The sequence below is a fragment of the Psychrobacter sp. NPDC077938 genome (assembly GCF_044542635.1).
In the GTDB taxonomy this organism is placed as follows: Bacteria; Pseudomonadota; Gammaproteobacteria; order Pseudomonadales; family Moraxellaceae; genus Psychrobacter.
On sequence record NZ_JBITUW010000001.1, the window covers coordinates 241,162 to 264,399 of the forward strand.

Here is a 23,238-nt window from a genome sequence, read left to right on the forward strand (position 1 = left end):
GTGTCAAAGAGAATATGGCTTTAAGCAATGGTCCTACTTTTGCAACCTTCAACGTAGCATTAGTACTGACCTGATACAGTGACTATTAATCCTTGATGCGATAAGCGCAGCTGAAAACAAAATGATATAATAAAGCCACTTTTTATTTACCACAATATATCGCTCATAGTCATAACATATGAGAGCGCACTCTAATGCCTTTCGTTTTTAGCTCGCTTATCACTGTAAACCTATATACACAGCGACTGTCTAAAATTATGATCAAACAATAAAAACAGCGTTTCCATCAAAAACAAGCCATTAAAAACATATTTAAAAATAGAAAAGGATACTTTATGTCCACTACGGCCATGTCAAATGCTAACTTCATTACTCAAATCACTACCCTCGCTGATTGCGTTGGTCAAACGCCATTGGTGAAACTTCAACGCCTGCCTGAGCAAGAGCACATTGCCAATGGTGCCACAGTACTAGCTAAGCTTGAAGGCAATAATCCAGCGGGTTCTGTAAAGGATCGCCCTGCTTTTAATATGATTTATCAAGCAGAACAACGCGGTGATATTAAGCCTGGCGACATGTTGATTGAAGCCACTAGTGGCAATACTGGTATTGCATTAGCCATGGTCGCTGCGATGCGTGGCTACCCGATAACGTTACTGATGCCAACCAACTCTACCCAAGAGCGTAAAGATGCCATGATCGCTTATGGCGCAACGCTGATTGAAGTAGACGAAGGTATGGAAGCTGCACGCGATTTGGCATTGCAGATGCAAGCAGATGGCAAAGGGGTTGTATTGGATCAGTTTAATAATCCTGATAATAGCCAAGCACATTACCTGACTACAGGCCCTGAGCTATGGGCACAGACCGACGGTAAAATTACGCATTTTATTAGCTCGATGGGCACGACAGGTACGATTACCGGTGTGTCACGTTATTTAAAAGAGCAAAATCCAGACGTCAAAATCATCGGCCTACAGCCTGATGAAGAAGCTTCGATTGCTGGTATTCGCCGTTGGCCAGCGGCTTATATGCCAGGTATTTTTGATGCAGATTTGATTGATGAAGTGATGGATATTGATCAGCGTATTGCCGAAGTCTATATGCGTAAATTGGCGAAGACTGAAGGTATCTTTGCTGGAGTATCTTCGGGCGCAGCTGCATGGGCAGCGACCCAAGTGGCAAAAGCAAATCCTAATGCTGTTATTGCTTTTATTGTCTGCGATCGTGGCGATCGTTATTTATCAACGGGTTTATATAACGTTGACGATAGTAATACGGATAACAGCAGCGCAGAAGTTAATTAATGCATAAGAAATGCCATTTAGTATCGTTAATTTGAAAGAAGTGCAAAGCGGCCAAGTGCAGATGCAATACTTCAAGCAAGATTAGCGCTGTCATTCTTTTATAATGAATTAACTATAAGCTCATAAATAGTCAGGATTATCTATGTCACAAGCGCTACCATCCGACCCTATATTGGTTTTTGATATCGAGACTGTCGCCGATGTCGATGCAGCACGCCGTATCTATCCGCAATTGGCCGATCTTAATGATGCAGATGCCTTAAGCGCGCTGACAGCCATACGTACACAAGAGGCAGGACATGATTTTATGCGTCTGCCACTACAGCGTATTGTCTGTATCTCAGCTCTGTATATCAAGGATGGTAAGTTATCGCTATTTTCTTTGACTGCAGATAAATTTAGTGAAAAAGAAATCCTAGCCAAATTCTTTAGAGCATTTAACGACATTGAGACATTGCCGCAACTTATTAGCTGGAATGGCTCGGGCTTTGACATACCTGTACTGATATATCGTGCCATGCAATATGATTTGTCAGCGCCATGGCTGTTCGAAGAAGGCGAGCGAATTAAAAACATGCGCTTTGATAACTATGTGAATCGCTTTCATACGCGTCATCTAGACTTGATGGATCGGTTTAGCCAGTACGGTGCCAGCCGCCGAGAAGCCATGGATATCGTCGCAAGTCTGTACGGATTACCCGGTAAAACTGATGTAGATGGCAGCATGGTCGGCGCGCTTGTTGGTAGCGGTGATTGGCAGACCCTATCTATATACTGTGAGTCTGATGTTATGAATACTTGGCTTATTTATTTACGCTGGTTACGTCTAACAGGACAATTGTCTTCACAAGATTTTGATGCTTGGCAGCAGCAGAGCTATGACTATCTGGCAAAGTATACCCAAGCGGATGGTAGTCCACGACATCAAGAGTTTATCGCTGACTGGTCATCGGCACCCGAATTATAGAATTCGCATTATTAGTAGTTTTTATTCCCCTCTTCTAGTTATTTATTATTAAGGCAGGTTTATGCAACCCACCGATTCAAAAACATCTACAGCATCTGATATGGCAGCGCAAAACAGTAACGCTCAAACGAATGAAGCTCAAACCAACGACACCCAAACGATTGTCATTCCGCCTAGTAAGAAAAAATCGAAGCCATCATCAAAGACACGTCGTCGTCTGAAAGATGCAGAGCCAATTCCATTTAATATTGATGGCTTATCACATGATGGTCGCGGTGTTGCTGTGTATGGTAATGGTTTTGACGTTGCGGAAGGTCATGCTGAAGACAAACATGGTAAAAAAATCTTTGTTAGCTTTGCTCTACCAGGTGAAAGCGCCTTAGTAAAAATAACCAACAGCCGTGCTAGCTTTGAAGAAGGCGATGCCATTAGTATTACCGCCAACCCAAACCCTGAACGTGCTGTACCACCCTGCCCGCATTTCGGTACTTGCGGTGGTTGCAACTTACAGCACTGGCAGCCAGATGGTCAAATAAACTTTAAACAGTCAGTACTGGCTGAAATGCTGATGCATCAAGCCAACGCGGAACCTGACAACTGGCTCCCGCCTGTGGTCGGCGATCGTCTTGGCTATCGTACCAAAGCACGTTTGGGCGTACGCTATGTCGTCAAAAAAGAAACCGCACTTGTCGGCTTCCGCGAGCGTTCAAGTAACTTCTTGGCAGAGCTAAATGAATGTCATATCTTGGATCCCCGTATTGGTTTTGAGATTGAAAACCTAAAAACACTTATTAGCACTTTAGAGAGCCGTGACAAGATTGCTCAGCTTGAGCTTGCAATGGGTGAGCAACTGCCAGAACTACCTGATGGTAATCAGCCAGTCGCGCTCATCGTACGTAATTTAGAACCGTTGTCAGATGCCGATATAGACAAACTAAAAGTATTTTTTGCGGCGCGTAATTGGCAGCTATATTTGCAGTCGAAAGGTGTTGATAGCATCCAACGTATTGCGTTGACAGACGCTGATGATTTGAGCGAGCAATTTGGGCGTTTATATTATCAATTGCCAGAGTATGATCTGACTTTTGAATTTATCCCTACTGACTTTACTCAAGTAAATTTATCGGTTAACCGTCAGATGACCAAGCTTGCTTGTGACTTGTTGGATTTAAAAGCAGGCGAACGCGTATTAGATTTATTCAGTGGCTTAGGTAACTTTAGCTTACCACTAGCGCGCCTCGTTGGCGAGACAGGCTCAGTAGTCGGTGTCGAAGGCAGTGAAGCCATGACCGAACGTGCTGCTGACAACGCTCGTCGCAACGGTATTAACAATACTGAGTTTTACAGTCAAGATTTGACTCAAGACTGTACTGATAAGCCATGGGCCAACCAAGGTTTTGATGCACTATTGATTGATCCGCCGCGCTCTGGTGCTTGGGAGATTATGCAGTATTTACCAAAATTTAATGCTGAGCGTATTGTTTATGTCTCTTGTAATCCAGCGACCCTTGCTCGTGATACAAAAGCATTGTTAGAACAAGGCTATCGTCTGACTCATGCTGGCGTGATGGATATGTTCTGCCATACGGGTCATGTTGAATCTATCGCTCGTTTCGAGAAGGTAGCGGTTTAACATTGTTAATTTTCAAAAATGATTGATAACTAGAAACGACTGATAGTTGAACCTGATTAAAGAGACAATTAAGCGTTATTACAATTATCTAAGATAACTCAAAGCTTTGATAAGTTTGTGCTAATAAATAGCCATTATTTAGCGTAATTGACCACAGCCGTACAGAGGCTCGCTTGATTTGTCACTTTAAAATGAGATAATAGTAAACAATCTTCCTATGTTTTTGATGATGTTTCCAATCGCTACATAGCAAGCATTTGCACTCATAGCTTTATATATTTTACGCGCATTTTATAGCTGCTAAAAATAACATTTTTAGCAGTTGTATTGGTTTATAGCTGACACTTTATGGATCGTTAATTCAGAGTGTGTGCATAGTAGATGAGGTTATAATCAATTCAAAATAGCTAAGAGGAGTCGGCTATGGTAAAAATTCGTGAAGGATTACCGCTGGTGGATGGACAGACCACGCAGGCCGATAGTGCAACACTTGCGGCGCAACTGGTGGCGAGCCAACGCTCTCACCAGTCAGCCAATAGCTATGCCCAAATTCCCCTCGACATCAAATACCAGTTGGCGACTCACAAGCTACATACTACTTTTGATCGCTCAGCCGCACATACTTATCATTTACATGACCCTCACACTGAAGACGAGTATTTGGATGATACCAATGCGCTATCAAACGAAGAGCTTGAGGCGGTCGACTTAGACCAAGCCAACATCGACGTACCTACTTGGCTAGATAATGTGGCCAAGCGTATTGGCCAAGAGTCAGTACCCAACCTAAGTGCAGCTTGTGAGTTTATTCGCAGTCATATGAATACCAGTGAATCTGAGCGTTCAGGCGCTTATGTGACCGGTATTGGTATGACTGATATCTTGACCTATCTTTACCAAGATGAAGACGCATTGGTCGCGGCCATGCTGTATCGCAGTGCGCGCAAATCAATCATTAGTCTCGCTGAAGTTGAAAAAAACTTTGGTCCAGATATTTTGACCCTTGTTAAAGACACCCTTGCAATGGGTAAGCTGTCGGAGATTATCGAGAGCAACAAGCGCTTAGAAGACCATTTCGTCAACAACCAGCGAGATCAGCTATCAAATATTTATAGCATGCTCATCTCTGTCACCAACGACGTGCGTGTGGTACTCATCAAATTGGCAGAGCGTACCTTTGCCATGCGTGAGTTGACGTTTTCTAATCAAGAACGTCAAACTCGTGTCGCGCGTGAGGTCATGACTATTTATGCGCCATTAGCCCATCGCCTAGGTATCGCGCAGCTAAAATGGGAGCTCGAAGATTTAGCTTTCCGTTATCTCGCGCCTGATCGCTATAAAGAAATTGCTAAGCTACTGTCAGAAAAACGTAGCGAACGTGAGTCCTATATTCAGCGCGTACAAGACAAATTAAATGAATCATTAGCAGATGCCAGTATTGAAGGCGAAGTATCTGGGCGCGTCAAACATATCTACTCTATTTATCGAAAAATGAAGCTTAAAGGTCTATCCTTTGATCAGCTTTATGACATTCGTGCCTTGCGCGTCTTGGTTAATAGCCCTTCTGATTGTTATCACGTTTTAGGCCTAGTACATGGCTTATGGCGTTACATTCCTGAGCAGTTTGATGACTATATTACTAACCCTAAGTCTAATGGCTATCGCTCGCTACATACGGCTGTAATCGCGGAAAACAAATCACTTGAAGTCCAAATTCGTACTCATGAGATGCACTTTGAGGCCGAGCTTGGCATGTGTGCGCACGTTAATTACAAAGAAGGTCTAAAGAACAAGAAAGACAACTATCTGAACCAAAGAATCAGCTCATTACGCCAATTATTATCTATCAATAATGAGACACGCAATCAACCACGCTCAGCTGTGGTAGCGGGCGAAGAGATAGACGATATCGAGTTTGACGAAGAAGAGCAACTCGTTGATTTTGATGAGCTAGAACGTATTTATATCTTTAGCCGTGACGGTGATATTACCGAACTACCAAAAGGCGCGACCGTTCTCGATTTTGCCTACTATGTGCATACTCAAGTTGGCAACCGCGCGCAGGCGGCCCGCGTCAATCAACGCTATGTGCCACTGACGTATCAGTTAAAAACAGGTGAGCAAGTTGAGATTATCACTAAGGCGTCGCGTGAGCCCAATCGTGATTGGTTGGTAGCATCGCTAGGTTATATCCATACCAATCGGGCCCGTTCAAAACTGCGCCAATGGTTTAATAAGCAAGACCGTGATAAGAATATTGAAATAGGTCGCCAAATGCTCAGTAAAGAGCTTGAGCGCCTATCTGTTCATCCTAACAGTATTGATCTAAACGACTACATTCAGCATTTTCATGTCAATACGACCGACGATATTATTGTAGGGCTGGTGACAGGTGATATTGGCCTGAATCAATTGACTAGTCATATCTCTCGTCAGCTGCATCTAGAGCCTGAGATCCCACCAGAGAGCTTTGTACCGCATGTAGATAACCGAGATACAGGTAAGCTCGATGTGTATAAAATCCATATCGATGGTTTGGATAATATCGAAATCAATTTGGCAGGTTGTTGCCACCCTGTGCATGGCGAACCGATTGCTGGTTACATCACTCTATCGCGTGGCGTCAGCGTGCATAATCGAGGTTGCCCAGAGTACTTACGTCTGGTCGAGCGTGACCCTGAGCGTAAGATAGAAGCCGCTTGGCAAGTGCAGACGGGGCGTTATCAACCCGTTGATATTCATGTCGAAGCATATGACCGACGCGGTTTGCTACGTGATTTGACACAGATAATTGATAAAGAAAACGTCAATATTCGCCAAGTTCAAACGTTAAGCAATGACGACAATATTGCTTTTTTAAAGTTCCATATTGAAGTTTCAGGCTTGGCACATCTGTCTAAGTTGCTCGCAAAATTAGAGCAGCAACATGGTATTTTGCACGCGCGCCGTGCAGTCGTGTAAATAAAACCTTAAGCCAGTCGTTGTTTATTCCACAATAGAGTTGTCAAAAAATACTATGCCTGAATTACCTGAAGTAGAAACCACTAAAGCCAGTCTTGCTCCATTATTGGGGCAACAAGTAGTTGATGTTAAAGTATTTCAGCCAAAGCTGCGATGGATGATGCCAGATAACTTAGACGATCTAATTCATTACACGTTAGAGAGTGTTGAGCGCCGAGCAAAGTATCTGATTCTTAATTTTCTGCCAGTAGATGCACAGAATAACGCTCCCATGTCAGCCAGCAAAGTTGAACCACGTCAGCTTCTTATTCACTTAGGAATGTCAGGTAGCTTACAACAGCATAGCTATGGTACTGATAAGCGCAAACATGATCATCTGGTCGTCATTTTTAATGATACTGATAATAAAAAGTCTCAGCTACACTACTATGATCCAAGACGTTTTGGTTCAGTACTATGGCATAAGAATTACGGTAGTAAACTACTAGATCATCTAGGTCCTGAGCCGCTTTCAAAAGATTTTACCGCAGACTATTTGTACAGCTTAATCCAGCGTATAGATTTATCTAGCCAGGATAGCAATGAGTCATCGTCAGATGATACTAAAACGAATAAGCGACTAAAACCTATTACCCGAGTGATTAAATCTGTCATTATGGAACAAGAAGTCGTGGTCGGTGTTGGCAATATCTATGCGACTGAAAGTCTGTACTTGTCCGGCATCCACCCTGCTACACCAGCCAATCAAATTTCATACGATCAGACTGTTATTTTAGTTAATCATATTAAAGAAATTTTAAAGAAAGCGATAAAATTGGGCGGATCAACACTACGAGATTTCACAGTAGCCAGTGGTCAGACTGGTTACTTTCAGCAAACCTTAAATGTGTATGGTAGACAAGGCGAAAGCTGCCTACATTGCAGCACGACGCTAGAGAACATCAAGCTTACTGGTAGAGCCAGTGTTTATTGTCCAAATTGTCAGCCGTTAAAATAGTTAATAACTGATACCTGTTTGCTTGTGCTACGTTTATATTAAATGAAGACAATATTTGAACAGAGTATTCATTCTAAAAGTACCAAATATTGTCAAAGCTATAACTAGATTATTCTCATTTTTGTTGCTTATTAGCGCACATCTTGCTTTAATAGTGCTAGCGCTTACATAAATAGTGCGTATCATTTATTTTTCTGTAATATTTAGACTAACTATTGTTGCCGCAAGATTCCTGTGTGAAGATAGCAGCAGCCATTAATCATACTACTATGAGTTTCAGGATATCGTTATGACTGTTAAAGCAAAAACCCAACGCACAGTTAAGCAGAGATTTTTTACTGTATTGGCAACTTTAGGATTGGTAGTTGCGACCATTCAGCCTACTTTTGCAGCTATAGAAATTGATGAAACTGATTTCGGTCCTTCATACGAGACGATGGTAGTCGATACGATTGTTGGTAAGCCACTGCAACTCGTGAATGCTGTTGCTGGTACGGCAGCTTATATCGTTAGCTTACCTTTTTCACTTATTGGTGGTAATGCAGATCAAGCACAGCAGAAGCTATTTGTTGAACCTTGGGATGCTATGGGACGTTGTTTAGGCTGTACAGTTGCTGAAGACAACTATTATAAGTCTCAAGTTGTTGATAATAACGTGGTACGTATCGTTGTCGATCAACCATCAGAAATTCTAATTAATACCAATGACTATGTAGTGGTCACTCCGTAACAATTTGCTTTTAGTAGGCACATCAAATAGTTCACAAGAATGACTGTGACTATTTCATAGCAAAAAGGCTAACAAGAAGTTAGCCTTTTTTATTGTCAACGAGTTGATAATTTATTTCGTAATACTGGTATTACTTAATTTGGCACTGATTTCACGCAGCAACTTCACTTCTTCTGATGGCTCTTCTATTGCTTCTTCTATAACTTCCTCTACCTCTTCAGCACGGCGCATTTTATTGACACCTCTAACCATCATAAAGATGATGAAAGCTAAGATTAGGAAGTTAATAAGTACGGTAATAAAACTACCGTAAGCCAATACAGGAACACCTGCTTCTTTGAGCGCATCATAAGTCATAGCAATACCGTCAGGTGCATCGCCTAAAACTAAGAACATGTTTTCAAAATTAATCTCGCCGCCAAAAATAAAAGCGACAATCGGCATAATAATATCATCTACCAAAGATTTTGTGATGGTAGCAAAAGCCCCACCAATGATGACACCGACTGCCAAATCCATCACATTACCTTTGACAGCGAACTCTCTAAACTCTGAAACCATACTCATTTTTTTTTCCTCAAAATTTATCTATAAGCAAATAGATATTTATATAATAAGTGTCACATCTAGCTTTCATGTTAATAAATGAATACATTAATGCCACTATTCATTCTGTCTGTATTTTTCCAAGATTACAACACAAAAAAAAGCAGTATAAAGTGAACCACTAATAGCTCACCTTATACTGCTTATTTTTGAATCACTCAGTGCCCGTAGAAACTACTGACACTAAGTGTTCGCGTCAAACATCAATACTATGAATTACTAAGTAACTCACTTATTGATATTAAGCACCTTTCTTACCACGGCCGTGACGCTTACGCTCACTTTCAGTTAAGTAGCGTTTACGAATACGTACCGCTTTTGGCGTTACTTCGACTAGCTCATCGTCTTGAATAAATTCAAGCGCTTGCTCAAGAGTGAATTTCACTGCTGGCGTCAACGTCAATGCTTCGTCAGTACCACTAGCACGTACGTTGGTTAGCTGTTTAGCAGTCGTTGGGTTAACAGTCATATCATCGTTACGAGAGTTAAGACCAACAATCATACCTTCATAAACTTCAAGCTGTGGCTCAGCAAACAACTTACCACGTTTCTGTAGGTTAAATAGAGCAAAACCTAGGCAAGTACCATTTGCCATAGAAACCAATACGCCGTTAGAACGACCACCAACATCACCGATCTTCTGTGGACCGTAATGTGAGAAGCTCGAGGTCATGATGCCACTACCTGAAGTCAGGGTTAGGAACTCAGAACGGAAACCGATCAAGCCACGCGCTGGTATGGTTGCCTCAATACGCATACGGCCTTTACCGTCCAGCTCCATGTTAGTCATCTCGCCTTTGCGTAGACCAACTTGCTCCATGATAGAACCTTGATGCTCTTCTTCGATATCGAAGACAACGTTTTCATAAGGCTCTTGTAGCTTACCATCAACTTCTTTAACGATAACTTCTGGACCAGAAACACCTAGCTCAAAACCTTCACGGCGCATGTTTTCGATAAGTACTGATAAATGAAGCTCACCACGGCCTGATACTTTGAATTTGTCAGGAGACTCAGTGTCTTCTACACGCAATGCTACGTTATGAATCAACTCACGCTCAAGACGCTCACGAATGTTACGTGAAGTCACGAACTTACCTTCACGACCAGCAAATGGTGAATTGTTTACTTGGAAGTTCATAGATACTGTAGGTTGATCTACCGTTAATGCTGGTAGTGCTTCAACGTTGTTAGGATCACAAATAGTATCAGAGATGTTTAGTGCATCGATACCTGTGATACAAACGATATCACCTGCTTGTGCATCTTCAACGTCAATACGATCAAGACCATGGTAACCCATAATTTTTAGGATACGGCCGTTACGCGTTTTGCCATGCTTATCAATGACAGTTACTGGCGTGTTAAGTTTAACTTTACCACGCTGAATACGGCCAATACCGATTACACCAACAAAGCTGTTGTAGTCAAGGCTTGAAATTTGCATACGGAACGGAGCGTCAGCATCAACCTGTGGAGGCTGAACAACGTCAACGATAGTTTTGAACAATGGAGTCATGTCATCAGCTAAATCATCTGCTTCTAAACCTGCAATACCGTTCAATGCTGAAGCATAAACAACTGGGAAATCAAGCTGCTCATCGTTTGCACCTAGGTTGTCAAACAAATCAAAGATTTGATCCATTACCCAGTCAGGACGTGAGCCAGGACGATCGATTTTGTTAATAACAACGATCGGCTTTAGACCTTGTTCGAATGCTTTTTGCGTCACAAAACGAGTCTGAGGCATTGGACCATCAACAGCGTCAACAACCAGAAGTACGCAGTCAACCATAGACATTACACGCTCAACTTCACCACCGAAATCGGCGTGACCTGGGGTGTCAACAATGTTGATACGGTATTCAGTTTCTGAAGTTCTATCTGTCCAGCGGATAGCTGTGTTTTTAGCCAAAATGGTAATACCACGTTCTTGCTCAATATCACCTGAGTCCATTGCACGCTCAGCAATGTTTGCACGGTCGCCAAAAGTACCAGACTGATGTAATAACTTATCAACCAAAGTTGTCTTACCGTGGTCAACGTGGGCAATAATTGCAATGTTACGCAGGTGTTTGATATCGTTCGCCATATAAAATGCTCGTTTCGTCTTAAAAAAATGCAGTAGCAGTAAGCGCTGCTGAATAAACTTTCATCATCAATCAGATAGATATTGAATCTAAGATGACGCATAAAAGAATGCTATCAAATAAAAAAGTTCAATACAATCAAATATCTATACTGACGAATTCATCATACAGATTGCTATGCTATTGTACATACTGTTAATTTACAGAATGTTTGGGTGGCTAGTATAACATTATTGATTCATAAATTTATGTAATAACTCACTTTTCTCAATACATAAATAAAAAAAAGCCACCCATTGGGTGGCTTTTTTTGTAACTGTATATTTAACTATACGATTATTTTGCTAATACTTACTGAACAACCATATCTTTAGTTTGTTCAACAGTCATTGTTTTGTCACCAGTGATGATGGCATAAACACGACGGTTCATAGCGCGACCTTCTTCAGTGTCGTTTGAAGCGATTGGGTTGTTGTAACCATAGCCTACAGTTGATAGACGGTTTGGAGCGATACCGAATTCGTTAGTTAGCATAGATTTAACAGCAACGGCACGAGCTTCAGATAGACGTTGGTTATAACGTGCTGAAGGACCAGTCTTAGAAGCATGACCTTCTACACGAGCGGTAGAATTAGGATACTCACGCATCTTCTCTGCTACTTTAGCGATTTCTGGCTTGTACTGGTTTTTGATAGCTGACTTGTCGTTATCAAAGAATACACGTAGTTCCATTTTCAGTTCGTCAGTAATGTCTACTGGTACTGGGCAACCGCGCTCATCAACTACAACGTTCATTGGAGTACCTGGGCATGCATCGATGCTATCAGGTACGCCATCACCGTCAGAATCAAGATCAGCTTCAACAACAACTACTGGAGTGTTGTCAACTACTGGCTCTTGCATAGGTGGTACTGCTACTGTAGGTGCTAGATGGCCACCTAGTACTACTTCTAGACCGGCCAAAGCCATGCCTTCCCACCAGTTGTTGTCAAAGTTATGAATCGCACGAGCTTCACCACGTAGGCTTAGCGCGTCATTGATGCGATACATAGCACCTAGACCTAGGTTACCGATAGTGTCTTTAGAGTTTGATACTTCAGTACCAGCAGCAACTACTTCACCATTAGAGTTAGTATACTGTTCTTGGTTTTCTACTTTGATTTTAGACTGACCAGCACCTACTAATACATATGGCTTAAGTGCGCTATCAGTATAACCAGTGAATTCTTCAGTACCGATCAAGAAGTTACCAGAAATCATTTCTTGTTCGATATCAAAGCGGTTAACGCCTGCATCAGCTGAATCTTCAGAAGCTTCGCCGTTTGCGTCAGATACACCATATTCTACTTGGAACTGAGTAGAAGGAGTAAGTTCGATACCTAGAGCTGCACCAGTGTATAGGCTGCTTTCTTTGGCTACGCCACCATTGCTATTACCACGGCTACCATCACCGATAACATCGCCATTAGCGTTTTCATATAAGTTTTTACCAGTAGTAAGAACTTCACGCTGTTTGTCAGAGGTATCACTGAATTCTTCAGTCATGTGATAACCAAGTAACAATGGGCTAATAGTAACACCAGCATTAGCTGCCATCGGTGCAGCCGCTACAGCAACAAGGGCTAGAGCTATTTTGTTCAATTTCATGGACTTCCTCCAAAGGATAATTTTAGTGATGCATTAAGCAAAACCGATTCTCAAGACGTACTAAGATAGACATCTCTTACGCATTTTAAGTTACAAAGCAAAACCAATTAAGGAGTAGCTTAGCGATTATTAATTCAGTTTACAACTTTTTTCGTTAACGAGCTACACATTATTACACGATAATGTTGTAACTAAAACACAATAAACAGTCTAAGTTACCCAGAACTAACACACCTTACGCTTCTTATCTTTTACACATCAGTTTGCGATAGATGAATAGTCTATTGATAGCTATTTTCTTGAAGCATTTTATTACAATTAGAATTTTTTCTCTATTGCTAATGTCGTTCTTTCACTAATTGAAACATTTTTTGACAGTCGCTATATATTACATATATATTGTAAAAAACCAATATTCTTCTGAAAATCAAGTAATTAGGTGTTGTATGTGTTTTATATACAGTGGAATAAGAGAAAATTTAAAGAATTTGGACAATTGGTTTGCTTAAAAGATAGTCAACACAAGGATGTGTGAGACGTTGTTTTTTACTTAAATGACAAATAGCTATGGGATATAGCGCTTTATGAACTTATTTAATAAGGTACTAGCCAGTTATAGAAGAATAGTAACTTTTGTTCTTTATATATCTATTCGCAGAAAAGACAGATATAGAGTTGGTAATTTCTTAGCTATTGTATCTAGGTTATTCAATAAACTATTGAAGTTAGTCAGTTATAGGAAATCATTCCTTCAGAACAATAATATTCTCAGTGCTAAGCAATCAAACGGCTTTACTCTCGTTGAGCTAACTGTGACGACAATGGTATTGGGAATTATCGCAGCTATTGCAGCGCCAAATATCTTAACGCACTTAGCACGAATGGAAGCTCAACGTGTCAAGCATCAATTAGAGAACACCTTGTCCTTAGCAAAGGCCGAAAGTTATATAAGTCGGCAGGATGTCTTGGTTTGTTTATCGAATGATGCACAGCAATGTCATAGGAACAGTGATAAGACACTTCTGCTATTCGTAGATAAAAATAACAATAAGCATTTTGATTCTCAAGTAGACACGTTATTAACTCAGCAATCCTTAAACCTAAGATATAGTACAGTGAAGTTAAGAGTTGGCGGTAGGCGACACTATACTAAATTTTGGGGCGATAGCGGCAGACCTCGAGGACACTTTGGCCATATAAAATACTGCCCCACCTCTTCTTATAACAAGTCAATGTACCAAATTTCTTTTAACCAATCCGGTATCGTCAAACATAAACTTAATGCAGACCACCCTACAAAATGTAATGGGTAATAGATGCCGTATATGCAAACCTATTTATACATTGCCTCTTTCATCATTGTCACAGCGCTTTCTAACCCTACAAACACCGCATCTGCAATAAGTGCATGACCAATATTCAATTCGTATATACCATCAATCTTTGCAATGGCATTCACATTGTCACACGTTAAGCCATGACCCGCGTTAACAAGCAATTTCTCGTCTAGGCTCTGTGCTGTAGCTACTGCTTGTTCAATTCTTTGAAGCTCAGCCAACTGTGCGGCAGTATCATTTGCTAAGCCTGCTTCGGCATAAGCACCAGTATGCAATTCTATTGCGTCTGCACCACACTCTATCGCAGCTGAAATCTGCTGGTCATCTGGATCAATAAACAAAGAAACCTTAATATTAGAGTCTTGCAGTTTATAAATATACTCTTTCAAAGACGTGACTTGCCCTGCAACATCAAGACCACCTTCTGTCGTTAACTCTGCACGCTTTTCAGGTACTAGACATACCCAAAAAGGTTTAATTTCGCAGGCAATTGCAAGCATCTCATCAGTTGCGGCCATCTCTAGATTCATTCTCGTCGACAACTGCCCTGCCATTTCATAAACATCCGCATCTTGTATATGACGACGATCTTCGCGTAAATGTATAGTGATACCATCTGCCCCTGCCTTTTCGCACAGTAATGCAGCAGCTAGAGGACTCGGATAATTCACACCGCGCGCTTGACGAAGGGTTGCCACGTGATCAATATTCACGCCTAACAAAGGTTTTTTTGAATTGCTTTCAGATGAGGTAGATACAGAGATACTCATAAAAATCCTTTGGACAATTAAGCCTAACTTATATAGTTGATACTACGATGATATTTGAGAATGCAGTTATTGATAACGTTGCTGCTGCTGCCATAACAGACGGCTTTGTAGTGGCTGATAGTCAAGCAAATGATCAATAAGATTTCGATGTAGCTTTGACCAATGGTTCAGCGTCTGTTCAGTAATACCTAAACGTGCCATTTCTATAATATCCGCACCCTTAAAAACAGTCTGTCCAGACTTACTGGCTAAATGCTCAGACTCTTCATTATGTACTAATACAGGGAGCAAACCTACATCCGGTAAAAAGCGGTAAGTACAATCAGGCTCAATGGGGTCTTCAACGTTGTCATGCGTTAACGTTAAAGTGAATCCTAACTCGGTAAATAGATACTGCTCAAACTGACGTAGACAGAGACGAAGCTCGCTATTACTTAAGGGCTGCTTGAGTTGTTGTAGACTGATTTGATAATGCTGCCACAATACTGGCATTGGGTCTTCAGTAGGTAACAACCGCCACAGTATCTCGTTTATATATAGTGCGGCATACTGATGTTGGCCGCTGATATTAGCGTAAGGTACGGCTTCTAAGACAGCAGGTGCACTATCTTTTTGAACACCGTCTTTTTGAACGCTATCAGCTTGAGTTGTATCTTGCGAAGCAATATTAATTTGACTAAAGGTTTTTAAGTCGCGTTTGCCAGTAGCAAAAAGCTGTAACGGCATAAATAGTGGAGCGCCTTTTTTCCCAACACCATGTATCACACCGTGTTGTTGAGAAAAAAGATAATACAAAGCGCGCTTTTCTTGATAAGGACGCTGATGCAACAAATACCCGACGAGCGCTTCATTACGCATTTTTTATTACCTAAATATTTAAAAGGCAGACAGTGCTTTTGAAGCGTTCGTTCTTAACCGCTATCAATAGCCCAAACTGGTCAACGCACGCTCGTCATCGGACCAGCCACGTTTCACTTTGACCCACAAAGTTAACATGATTTTTTTACCGAACAACTGCTCCATATCTTTACGAGCATCCATACCAACTTGTTTGATACGCTGACCTTTATCACCGATAACGATGGCTTTTTGACCACCACGTTCAACATAGATAGTCGCATCGATGAAAGTACAAGCTTTGCGTGGACGCCCTGTTTTCGGATCAGTATGTGCAGGTTCGTCTTTAAATTCATCAATCTGTACGGTTAAATCATATGGTACTTCATCGCCTGCACTACGCATAATTTTTTCGCGAATGATTTCACTAGCCAAAAATCGCTCAGAGCGATCAGTGATTTGCTCTGTATCATAAATAGGAGCAGCGACTGGTAAATGCGAAGCAATCACTTCTTGCAAACGATCTAAGTTTTGATTTTTTAGTGCAGATACAGGAACGATATCAGCAAAATCGAAACTATCGTTGAAAGTTTCGATAAGTGGTAGCACGCTGCCTTTATCTTTTAGAGTATCTGACTTATTAATAACCAATACGACTGTTAGATTGGTCTCGCCAAGCTTTTGCAGGGTCAATAAATCATCGTCACGCCATTGATCTGAATCAACAACAAACAGTACCAAATCTACATCTACTAACGCCGATACCGCCGCTTTATTCATACGTTCGTTAATAGCACGTACTTCGTTACGGTGAATGCCTGGTGTATCAACAAACACAGCTTGCATTTCATGGTTTGACAAAATGCCATGAATACGATGACGGGTAGTTTGCGGTTTACGTGAGGTGATAGACAACTTTTGACCTAATAAGTGGTTCATCAAAGTTGATTTACCCACATTTGGACGTCCAACAATAGCGACATAACCTGCTCTAAAATCATCGGCCATGCGAGCATTGCCACTCGGTGCAAAAAACTCTTCAATGGCCATATCGTTGTCTAATGCAATATCTTCTGCATCAATACCATGAGTCTCTTCGGTAACTTCAATATTGTTTCGGCTTAAATCAATATCTGTATTTTCACCCATATTTTGGATGCTGTCTTCATTGTTTGATGGCAAATCAGTATGATTGCTCATAAGTTAATCCTATAGGGTTTGTGACTAGCCAAACAGTCTTTGATGGTAAATTTATTTAGTTATCATTGAAAAAGGCTAGAAACATTTAAAGTTTTAAAATAAATAATATGTGAGGTAGTTTTAATATATGTTTTGCAAGCTATAAACCAATCTAAGCTAATACTCTGCATCTAAAAATGCATTAATAGACAACGGCTATACACGTTTTTTGGCAGAACCTGGCAATTTATGTAATTGGTTAATCATAAGCTCAGCTGCTTTTTGTTCAGCGATACGGCGGCTCTCACCAGATTCAGTAATATCAGGGCAGTTATTGATATTAACATGGCAACGTACAACGAAAATTTGATGCGGTGCATTACCACGCGTTTCCATGAGCTCGTAATTAGGCAAGTCAAACTGTTTAGATTGTAGCCACTCTTGTAACCGACTCTTGGCATCCTTTAGCGCTTTTTGGTCATTGACATTATCAATCAGATCACCATACCAAGAGAGAACACATTTACGAGTAATATCCATATCTTTACTGTCTAAATAGATAGCACCAATCAGAGATTCTACAGCATCCGCCAGTATAGAGGCACGATTGCGACCGCCACCTTTGCGCTCACCTACTCCTAATATAAGATGGTTAGACAGTTCTAGGTTTTGAGCGATAATTACCAACGACTCTTGGCGCACCAGTGTTGCACGCATACGCGTCAAGCGCCCTTCGTTTTGACTAGGATAACGATGATATAAAGCTTCACCCACAATCATCCCTAACAGTGCATCACCTAAAAATTCTAGGCGCTCATAGTTTTTTTTGCTATCAAATGAGCGATGCGTTAGCGCAAGTTTAGGAAGGCTCAAGTCATTAAACTCATAGCCTAACTTACGCGTTAATACGGCTAACCGCTGAATAAATTCTGAGCTAACAACAAGCGTGTCAACAGACGTACTATTTTTTTGGGAAGTAGAAGCCGCTTGGGAATGGTGCAAAGTTGGTTTCATGCGAGGTTTGTGGTTATCCCTTCTGCTTGACAGATTTAGTTTAATAATATTATTTGATATATCTTATGAAATAATGAAGGTGCTATGTCGTACTATTGCGACTTACTCTGCTGTTGCCATTTCGACGTCACCTTCGAAACGGTTAATAATATCAACATTGCTAAAAAAGTTGTTAGTTATTGCATATTCTTTATGAATAGCCAATTGACCTGTTTTTTTATCGGTAAAAGTAAATACCTCTTCGGCTTTAGTATCGTAATCTGCGTTAATTGATAACTGCTTATCAACACGCTCAACGAATTGCTTAGCTGTCTCGTTGTTACTATTGGCTTCTTTTAGCTGTGCACTCAAAAGCTTTGTCAATTGGTAGTCACCAATTTGAGCTGGTACGATAGCTACTGTCAATTTAGTCGCAATACCCAAAAGCATAATAATGAGAACAATGTTTGTCACACTGGCACCGCGCTGCGTAGCCAAACCAGATAATTGCTGCATTATAAGATCCTTCTAAAGATAAACGACTATTTTGAACAAGTGTATAAATAATAAATAGCTATTTATTAGATAGCAATGATATTAGCATAAAACTATTATAGATAAATCAATCGCTAAGCAATCACATTGCCTTAATTGATAGTACCATTACGTTCAAAGGTTGGTAGGTTAAGACCAGGAGGTTTATGCATCCAAATATAAACAGCCTTACCTGCTAGGTTTTCATCAGGAACGAAGCCCCAAAATCTACCGTCTGCGCTGCGATCTCGGTTATCACCCATCACAAAATACTGATCTTCTGGCACGTTAATGCGCCACTCAGTACCCTCTGACTCAACCACTTCTGGTGATTGTTGCTGTAAAAATGGCGCGTACTGTGAACTGTTCATGCCATCCAAATAGCGCACGAGATGCTTATTGTCACCTTGTACTTCTTCAAAATATTGTGCTGCATCTTCTTCTTGTTGACCCATTGCAGAAGCACTCTCCTCAGTCAGCACTTGACCTGGACCAACCTGGCCTGGTAAGTATAACTGTGAAGTCAATTCAGCATTTGCCGCGAAATCTACAGACTTAGTCTCAACAGGTACATCATTGATAGACAACGTGCCTTGACTATAGCTTACGGTGTCACCAGGCAAACCAATAACGCGTTTAATATAATAAATGCTCGGGTTTTCAGGATAGCGAAACACTGCCACATCACCATGCTCAGGTTCACCAGTATCTAGTACCTTATTGTAGGTTAACGGCAGGCGCACGCCATATGCGTACTTATTGACAGCAATAAAGTCACCCGTATATAGCGTCGGCACCATAGACGATGATGGGATATTAAATGGCTCAATTAAAAATGAGCGTACTATCAATACCACTGCTAACACAGGAAAAAAGTCATAAGCCCAACGAACTAGTAAGCCTTCTTGACCTCGACCACGAGTTTTGCGCTGTTTGAGCGCTAGCTTATCTAACAGCCAAACAATTCCTAGGACTATAGTTAACGGCACTAAAATTAAATTAAAATCAAAATCCATACCAAATTGCCTATTAACGAGCGGCTTATCTAACACCTTTACGATAAGACTCACTACATTTGACTGTTATCTACAATGACTATCTTAGGTTACGTTTAGCGATTAGCTATCAACTTGCAACACAGCTAAGAAGGCTTCTTGCGGGATTTCCACATTACCTACTTGCTTCATACGCTTTTTACCTGCTTTCTGCTTAGACAGCAGCTTTTTCTTACGTGACACATCGCCACCATAGCATTTTGCTAGTACATCTTTACGCATGGCTTTTACCGTACTACGACCAATAATTTGGCTACCGATAGCGGCTTGAATGGCAACATCAAACATTTGACGTGGAATCAACTCTTTCATCTTAGTCACCAGTGCATTACCACGATAACGTGATTGGGTTTCGTGCACGATCATCGCTAAGGCATCGACTTTATCGCCATTGATTAGTACATCCACTCTCACCAACTTATCAGCTTGATAACGTTCAAAGTTATAGTCTAGCGATGCAAAACCACGTGAGACCGACTTTAGGCGATCAAAGAAATCCATGACCACTTCGCCCATTGGGATATCAAATATCAGCTGTACTTGTCGACCCATAAAACGCATATCAACCTGAACGCCACGACGCTCAATACATAGCGTCATTACATTGCCTAAGAATTCTTGCGGTACTAAAATCTGACAGCGTGCAATTGGCTCACGGAATTCTTCTATGTTGTTTGGCTCAGGTAGATGTGATGGATTATCTACATAGATTACATCACCGTTCTTTTTCTCAATTTCGTAAATAACTGAGGGCGCTGTAGTAATCAAATCTAAATCATATTCACGCTCTAGACGCTCTTGGATAATCTCCATGTGCAGCATACCCAAGAAGCCACAGCGGAAACCAAAGCCAAGCGCATCCGACGTATCTGGCTCAAAAAACAGTGACGCATCGTTGATTTGCAGTTTTTGCAAAGCTTCACGGAATTTTTCAAAATCACTCGAATCCACTGGGAACATACCAGAATAGACTTGTGGCGTGACTTGTTTAAAGCCTGGGATACGATCCACATCAGGGGTCTTAGCATGAGTGATAGTATCGCCTACTGGTGCTCCGGCAATATCCTTAATACCCGCAATAACAAAGCCGACTTCCCCTGCTTCTAAAACACCCGTATCTACAGGCTTAGGCGTAAAGACACCAATCGAGCCAACCAGATGTGCCTCCTGAGTCGATTTGATATATAACTTGTCACCTTTGCGTATAGTGCCTTCACGCACCCGTACCAATGAGACCACGCCCAAATAATTATCGAACCAAGAGTCAATAATTAGTGCTTGCAGTGGTGCTTCACGATCACCAGTTGGTGCCGGAATAAATTCGACCAACGCTTCTAATAGTTTGTCGACACCAAGACCGGATTTGGCTGATACACGCGGTGCGTCAACGGCATCGATACCGATAATATCTTCAATTTCTTGAATGACGCGCTCAGGCTCAACTTGTGGCAAGTCAATTTTATTTAACACCGCCATGACCTCTAAGCCTTGATCAACGGCTGTATAGCAATTTGCCACTGATTGCGCTTCTACGCCTTGAGCGGCATCAACAACCAATAGCGCACCTTCACAAGCTGCTAATGAACGCGAAACTTCATATGAAAAATCGACGTGACCAGGGGTATCAATAAAGTTAAGCTGATAGCGCTCACCATTTGGATGATCATAAAACAGTGTTACTGACTGTGCTTTGATAGTGATACCGCGCTCACGCTCAATATCCATTGAGTCGAGCACCTGCGCCTGCATCTCGCGATCTTGCAAGGCACCGCACATTTGAATAAAGCGATCGGCAAGCGTCGACTTACCATGATCAATGTGGGCAATGATTGAAAAGTTACGAATATTGGCTAATGCAGTCACAAAGCGCCTACTAAATTAAGGGTGATAGAATAATAAAACTAAAAAATAAATACTGTCAGATGCAATTGATAACGTGCTTGTACTTCTTTGAAGGTTAACTGTTATAACAAGCCGATTCGGCTAATACCACCGTCTAAAATCCATAGCCAAGCACATTAACTCTTATGCGTAGACATAAAAGAGTATTCTAGCAGTTTTCCACTGCAAAGTAAGGCGATTTTGTTAGAAGAGATGTGACTTGCAGATGAAATGACAAGCTAAAAAAGGATAACGCAACAATCGTTACACTTGTTGAACTTCGTTTCTTTATATAGATACCATTATAGTTACTATAACTTTTTAGAAACAAAAGCAAACAAATGACTAGGGTAAATTGGTTTTAGACATATCTACGTCTGTCGTTTCACTGCCAGTTTGGTACAGATACTTATACATCCATGGCGATCTACCATAAAAAGCACCATTTATTTGAGTTTGCTCTATCAGGTACTCACGAAATCTCAAATAAAATTCATTATCTGGGCCTTTAGGCTGCTGCCAAAAATCATCAAGCGGCTTTTGATCTGTTAGCTTAGGAATATCATAAATTGCACGACCCATAACCTTAGTGGGTTTCTTATGATAAACCGACTGCAAGCCTGTCGTACTGTTAATAGTCACCATGCCAATACTGTATTTCATCAAAGTTGGCAGGTGCATATCACAGCCATAGAAAACACGATGAGATACTTGATAGCGCTCTGCTAGGCTGGCTACCAGCTCCCGATAGTCTCTATGACCACGATCTAATGGATGATGCTTAAACACGAGTAGCTGTTTTTGATTAGCAAATTTTGCAAAGCTTGCGATAGACTCGTCAATGAACTGTACCACATCACGATAATCACTATGATGGGTAATCTGTGAGTCATTATGTACTTGCAAACTGATCAAAAAGTAATTGTTACTTTCTTGCTTGGTCAGTTTATTTTGCAGGTGTTTATCTGGCAAATATCCTCGTAGCTTCCGCCACGGTGCTTTTAACCAAGCGATGGCCTCTTGCCAAGCGGTCATACCACGATAATGCGAATAATGTGGATAACGGCTTTTATAAAGCCAAGCAATAATGTAATAGACGATGGCTGCGATACTGAGGCGATAAAATCGATTATGTGTATATAAAGGCTGATCATTGGCTTTCTTAAGTGCTTTAATCTCAGCAGTGTTTAGACGTGAATAGCCATTAATCCCATGCTCTTGTAAGGTAATGTAATCAGGACGCAAGTACCCTTCTTCAAAGACAAAAAATGAAATACCCAGCTTCTCACTGATACACGCCGCTTGAGTATGATGCGGTCGACAATCGCCAAAGCATACAATCGCATCAATATCATGCTCTTGGATAAACACCTGTAACCAAGAGGAAAATTGCGCTAATGTATTGGTATATTCGTAGGTATTGTCGTGATGGTAAAAAAAGGCATCGCCTGCATTAAAATTGATTTTGCTTACTTTAATGTCTTGAGTTTGCAAGAATGACGAAAAGCGATTAAAAAACCCACCCATTTTCCCTTGTAGTAGCAAGACGTGTCGATGAGTAAGCAAGTGAGACATCGAAGCTGCCATAATACAGGGCTACCATTAAATGAGAAAATAAGAAATAAAAATGAGAAAGGTCGTACAACCGTGTAAAAACAAATAGCGTAAAATTGATTATACCGAAAAAGCACCTATTTGTCGCAATGCAATTATA

The 23,238-nt window shown here is 41.1% G+C and carries 18 protein-coding genes; 7 read left to right on the forward strand and 11 right to left on the reverse strand.

What is annotated here, in order from left to right:
* Positions 1-335 precede the first annotated feature (335 nt).
* From cysM to ACIGBM_RS01105, 6 genes are all read left to right on the forward strand, one after another.
* Positions 336-1,307, forward strand: coding sequence for a cysteine synthase CysM (gene cysM, locus ACIGBM_RS01080; RefSeq protein ID WP_397476484.1), 972 nt, complete (start codon positions 336-338; stop codon positions 1,305-1,307).
* A 142-nt stretch (positions 1,308-1,449) separates the two neighbouring features.
* Positions 1,450-2,274 carry a 3'-5' exonuclease gene (locus ACIGBM_RS01085; RefSeq protein WP_179799039.1) on the forward strand — a complete coding sequence of 275 codons (825 nt, stop codon included), beginning with the start codon at positions 1,450-1,452 and terminating at the stop codon, positions 2,272-2,274.
* A 61-nt stretch (positions 2,275-2,335) separates the two neighbouring features.
* On the forward strand, positions 2,336-3,907 hold the full coding sequence (gene rlmD / locus ACIGBM_RS01090) for a 23S rRNA (uracil(1939)-C(5))-methyltransferase RlmD (RefSeq protein WP_394124427.1): 1,572 nt from the start codon (positions 2,336-2,338) through the stop codon (positions 3,905-3,907).
* 423 nt (positions 3,908-4,330) lie between these two features.
* Positions 4,331-6,868 (forward strand): RelA/SpoT family protein, encoded by a 2,538-nt coding sequence (locus tag ACIGBM_RS01095; RefSeq protein ID WP_397476485.1) that lies wholly within the window; start codon positions 4,331-4,333, stop codon positions 6,866-6,868.
* A 55-nt stretch (positions 6,869-6,923) separates the two neighbouring features.
* Entirely contained in the window at positions 6,924-7,865 is a 942-nt protein-coding gene (mutM, locus tag ACIGBM_RS01100; protein ID WP_397476486.1) for a bifunctional DNA-formamidopyrimidine glycosylase/DNA-(apurinic or apyrimidinic site) lyase, read from the forward strand.
* A gap of 289 nt (positions 7,866-8,154) precedes the next feature.
* Positions 8,155-8,595, forward strand: a complete 441-nt coding sequence (locus ACIGBM_RS01105; protein ID WP_290178095.1) for a hypothetical protein — start codon at positions 8,155-8,157, stop codon at positions 8,593-8,595.
* Between the two features lie 111 nt (positions 8,596-8,706).
* On the opposite strand, the gene mscL is transcribed toward ACIGBM_RS01105, so the two are convergent.
* The 3 genes from mscL to ACIGBM_RS01120 form a co-directional block, all read right to left on the reverse strand.
* Positions 8,707-9,162, reverse strand: coding sequence for a large conductance mechanosensitive channel protein MscL (mscL, locus tag ACIGBM_RS01110; protein ID WP_397476487.1), 456 nt, complete (start codon positions 9,160-9,162; stop codon positions 8,707-8,709).
* 280 nt (positions 9,163-9,442) lie between these two features.
* On the reverse strand, positions 9,443-11,293 hold the full coding sequence (gene typA / locus ACIGBM_RS01115; RefSeq protein ID WP_397476488.1) for a translational GTPase TypA: 1,851 nt from the start codon (positions 11,291-11,293) through the stop codon (positions 9,443-9,445).
* Positions 11,294-11,642: 349 nt separating this feature from the next.
* Positions 11,643-12,938, reverse strand: coding sequence for an OmpA family protein (locus tag ACIGBM_RS01120; RefSeq protein ID WP_296209691.1), 1,296 nt, complete (start codon positions 12,936-12,938; stop codon positions 11,643-11,645).
* Between the two features lie 584 nt (positions 12,939-13,522).
* Here ACIGBM_RS01120 and ACIGBM_RS01125 point away from each other — a divergent pair.
* Entirely contained in the window at positions 13,523-14,251 is a 729-nt protein-coding gene (locus tag ACIGBM_RS01125; protein ID WP_397476489.1) for a prepilin-type N-terminal cleavage/methylation domain-containing protein, read from the forward strand.
* Between the two features lie 20 nt (positions 14,252-14,271).
* On the opposite strand, the gene ACIGBM_RS01130 is transcribed toward ACIGBM_RS01125, so the two are convergent.
* From ACIGBM_RS01130 to ACIGBM_RS01165, 8 genes are all read right to left on the reverse strand, one after another.
* Entirely contained in the window at positions 14,272-15,045 is a 774-nt protein-coding gene (locus ACIGBM_RS01130) for a pyridoxine 5'-phosphate synthase (protein WP_397476490.1), read from the reverse strand.
* A gap of 66 nt (positions 15,046-15,111) precedes the next feature.
* Positions 15,112-15,903 (reverse strand): DNA repair protein RecO, encoded by a 792-nt coding sequence (locus ACIGBM_RS01135; protein ID WP_397476491.1) that lies wholly within the window; start codon positions 15,901-15,903, stop codon positions 15,112-15,114.
* 63 nt (positions 15,904-15,966) lie between these two features.
* Positions 15,967-16,932 carry a GTPase Era gene (era, locus tag ACIGBM_RS01140; protein WP_057762330.1) on the reverse strand — a complete coding sequence of 322 codons (966 nt, stop codon included), beginning with the start codon at positions 16,930-16,932 and terminating at the stop codon, positions 15,967-15,969.
* A gap of 345 nt (positions 16,933-17,277) precedes the next feature.
* Entirely contained in the window at positions 17,278-18,075 is a 798-nt protein-coding gene (gene rnc / locus ACIGBM_RS01145) for a ribonuclease III (protein WP_201568473.1), read from the reverse strand.
* Between the two features lie 102 nt (positions 18,076-18,177).
* Entirely contained in the window at positions 18,178-18,570 is a 393-nt protein-coding gene (locus tag ACIGBM_RS01150; protein WP_397476492.1) for a DUF4845 domain-containing protein, read from the reverse strand.
* A 131-nt stretch (positions 18,571-18,701) separates the two neighbouring features.
* A complete protein-coding gene (gene lepB / locus ACIGBM_RS01155) occupies positions 18,702-19,604 on the reverse strand; it encodes a signal peptidase I (RefSeq protein WP_397476493.1) in 903 nt (300 codons plus the stop codon).
* A gap of 102 nt (positions 19,605-19,706) precedes the next feature.
* The gene (gene lepA, locus ACIGBM_RS01160; RefSeq protein ID WP_101204270.1) at positions 19,707-21,506 is read right to left on the reverse strand and encodes a translation elongation factor 4; all 1,800 of its coding nucleotides are present in this window, start codon (positions 21,504-21,506) and stop codon (positions 19,707-19,709) included.
* A gap of 363 nt (positions 21,507-21,869) precedes the next feature.
* A complete protein-coding gene (locus tag ACIGBM_RS01165; RefSeq protein WP_341609770.1) occupies positions 21,870-23,111 on the reverse strand; it encodes a capsular biosynthesis protein in 1,242 nt (413 codons plus the stop codon).
* Between the last annotated feature and the right edge of the window lie 127 nt (positions 23,112-23,238).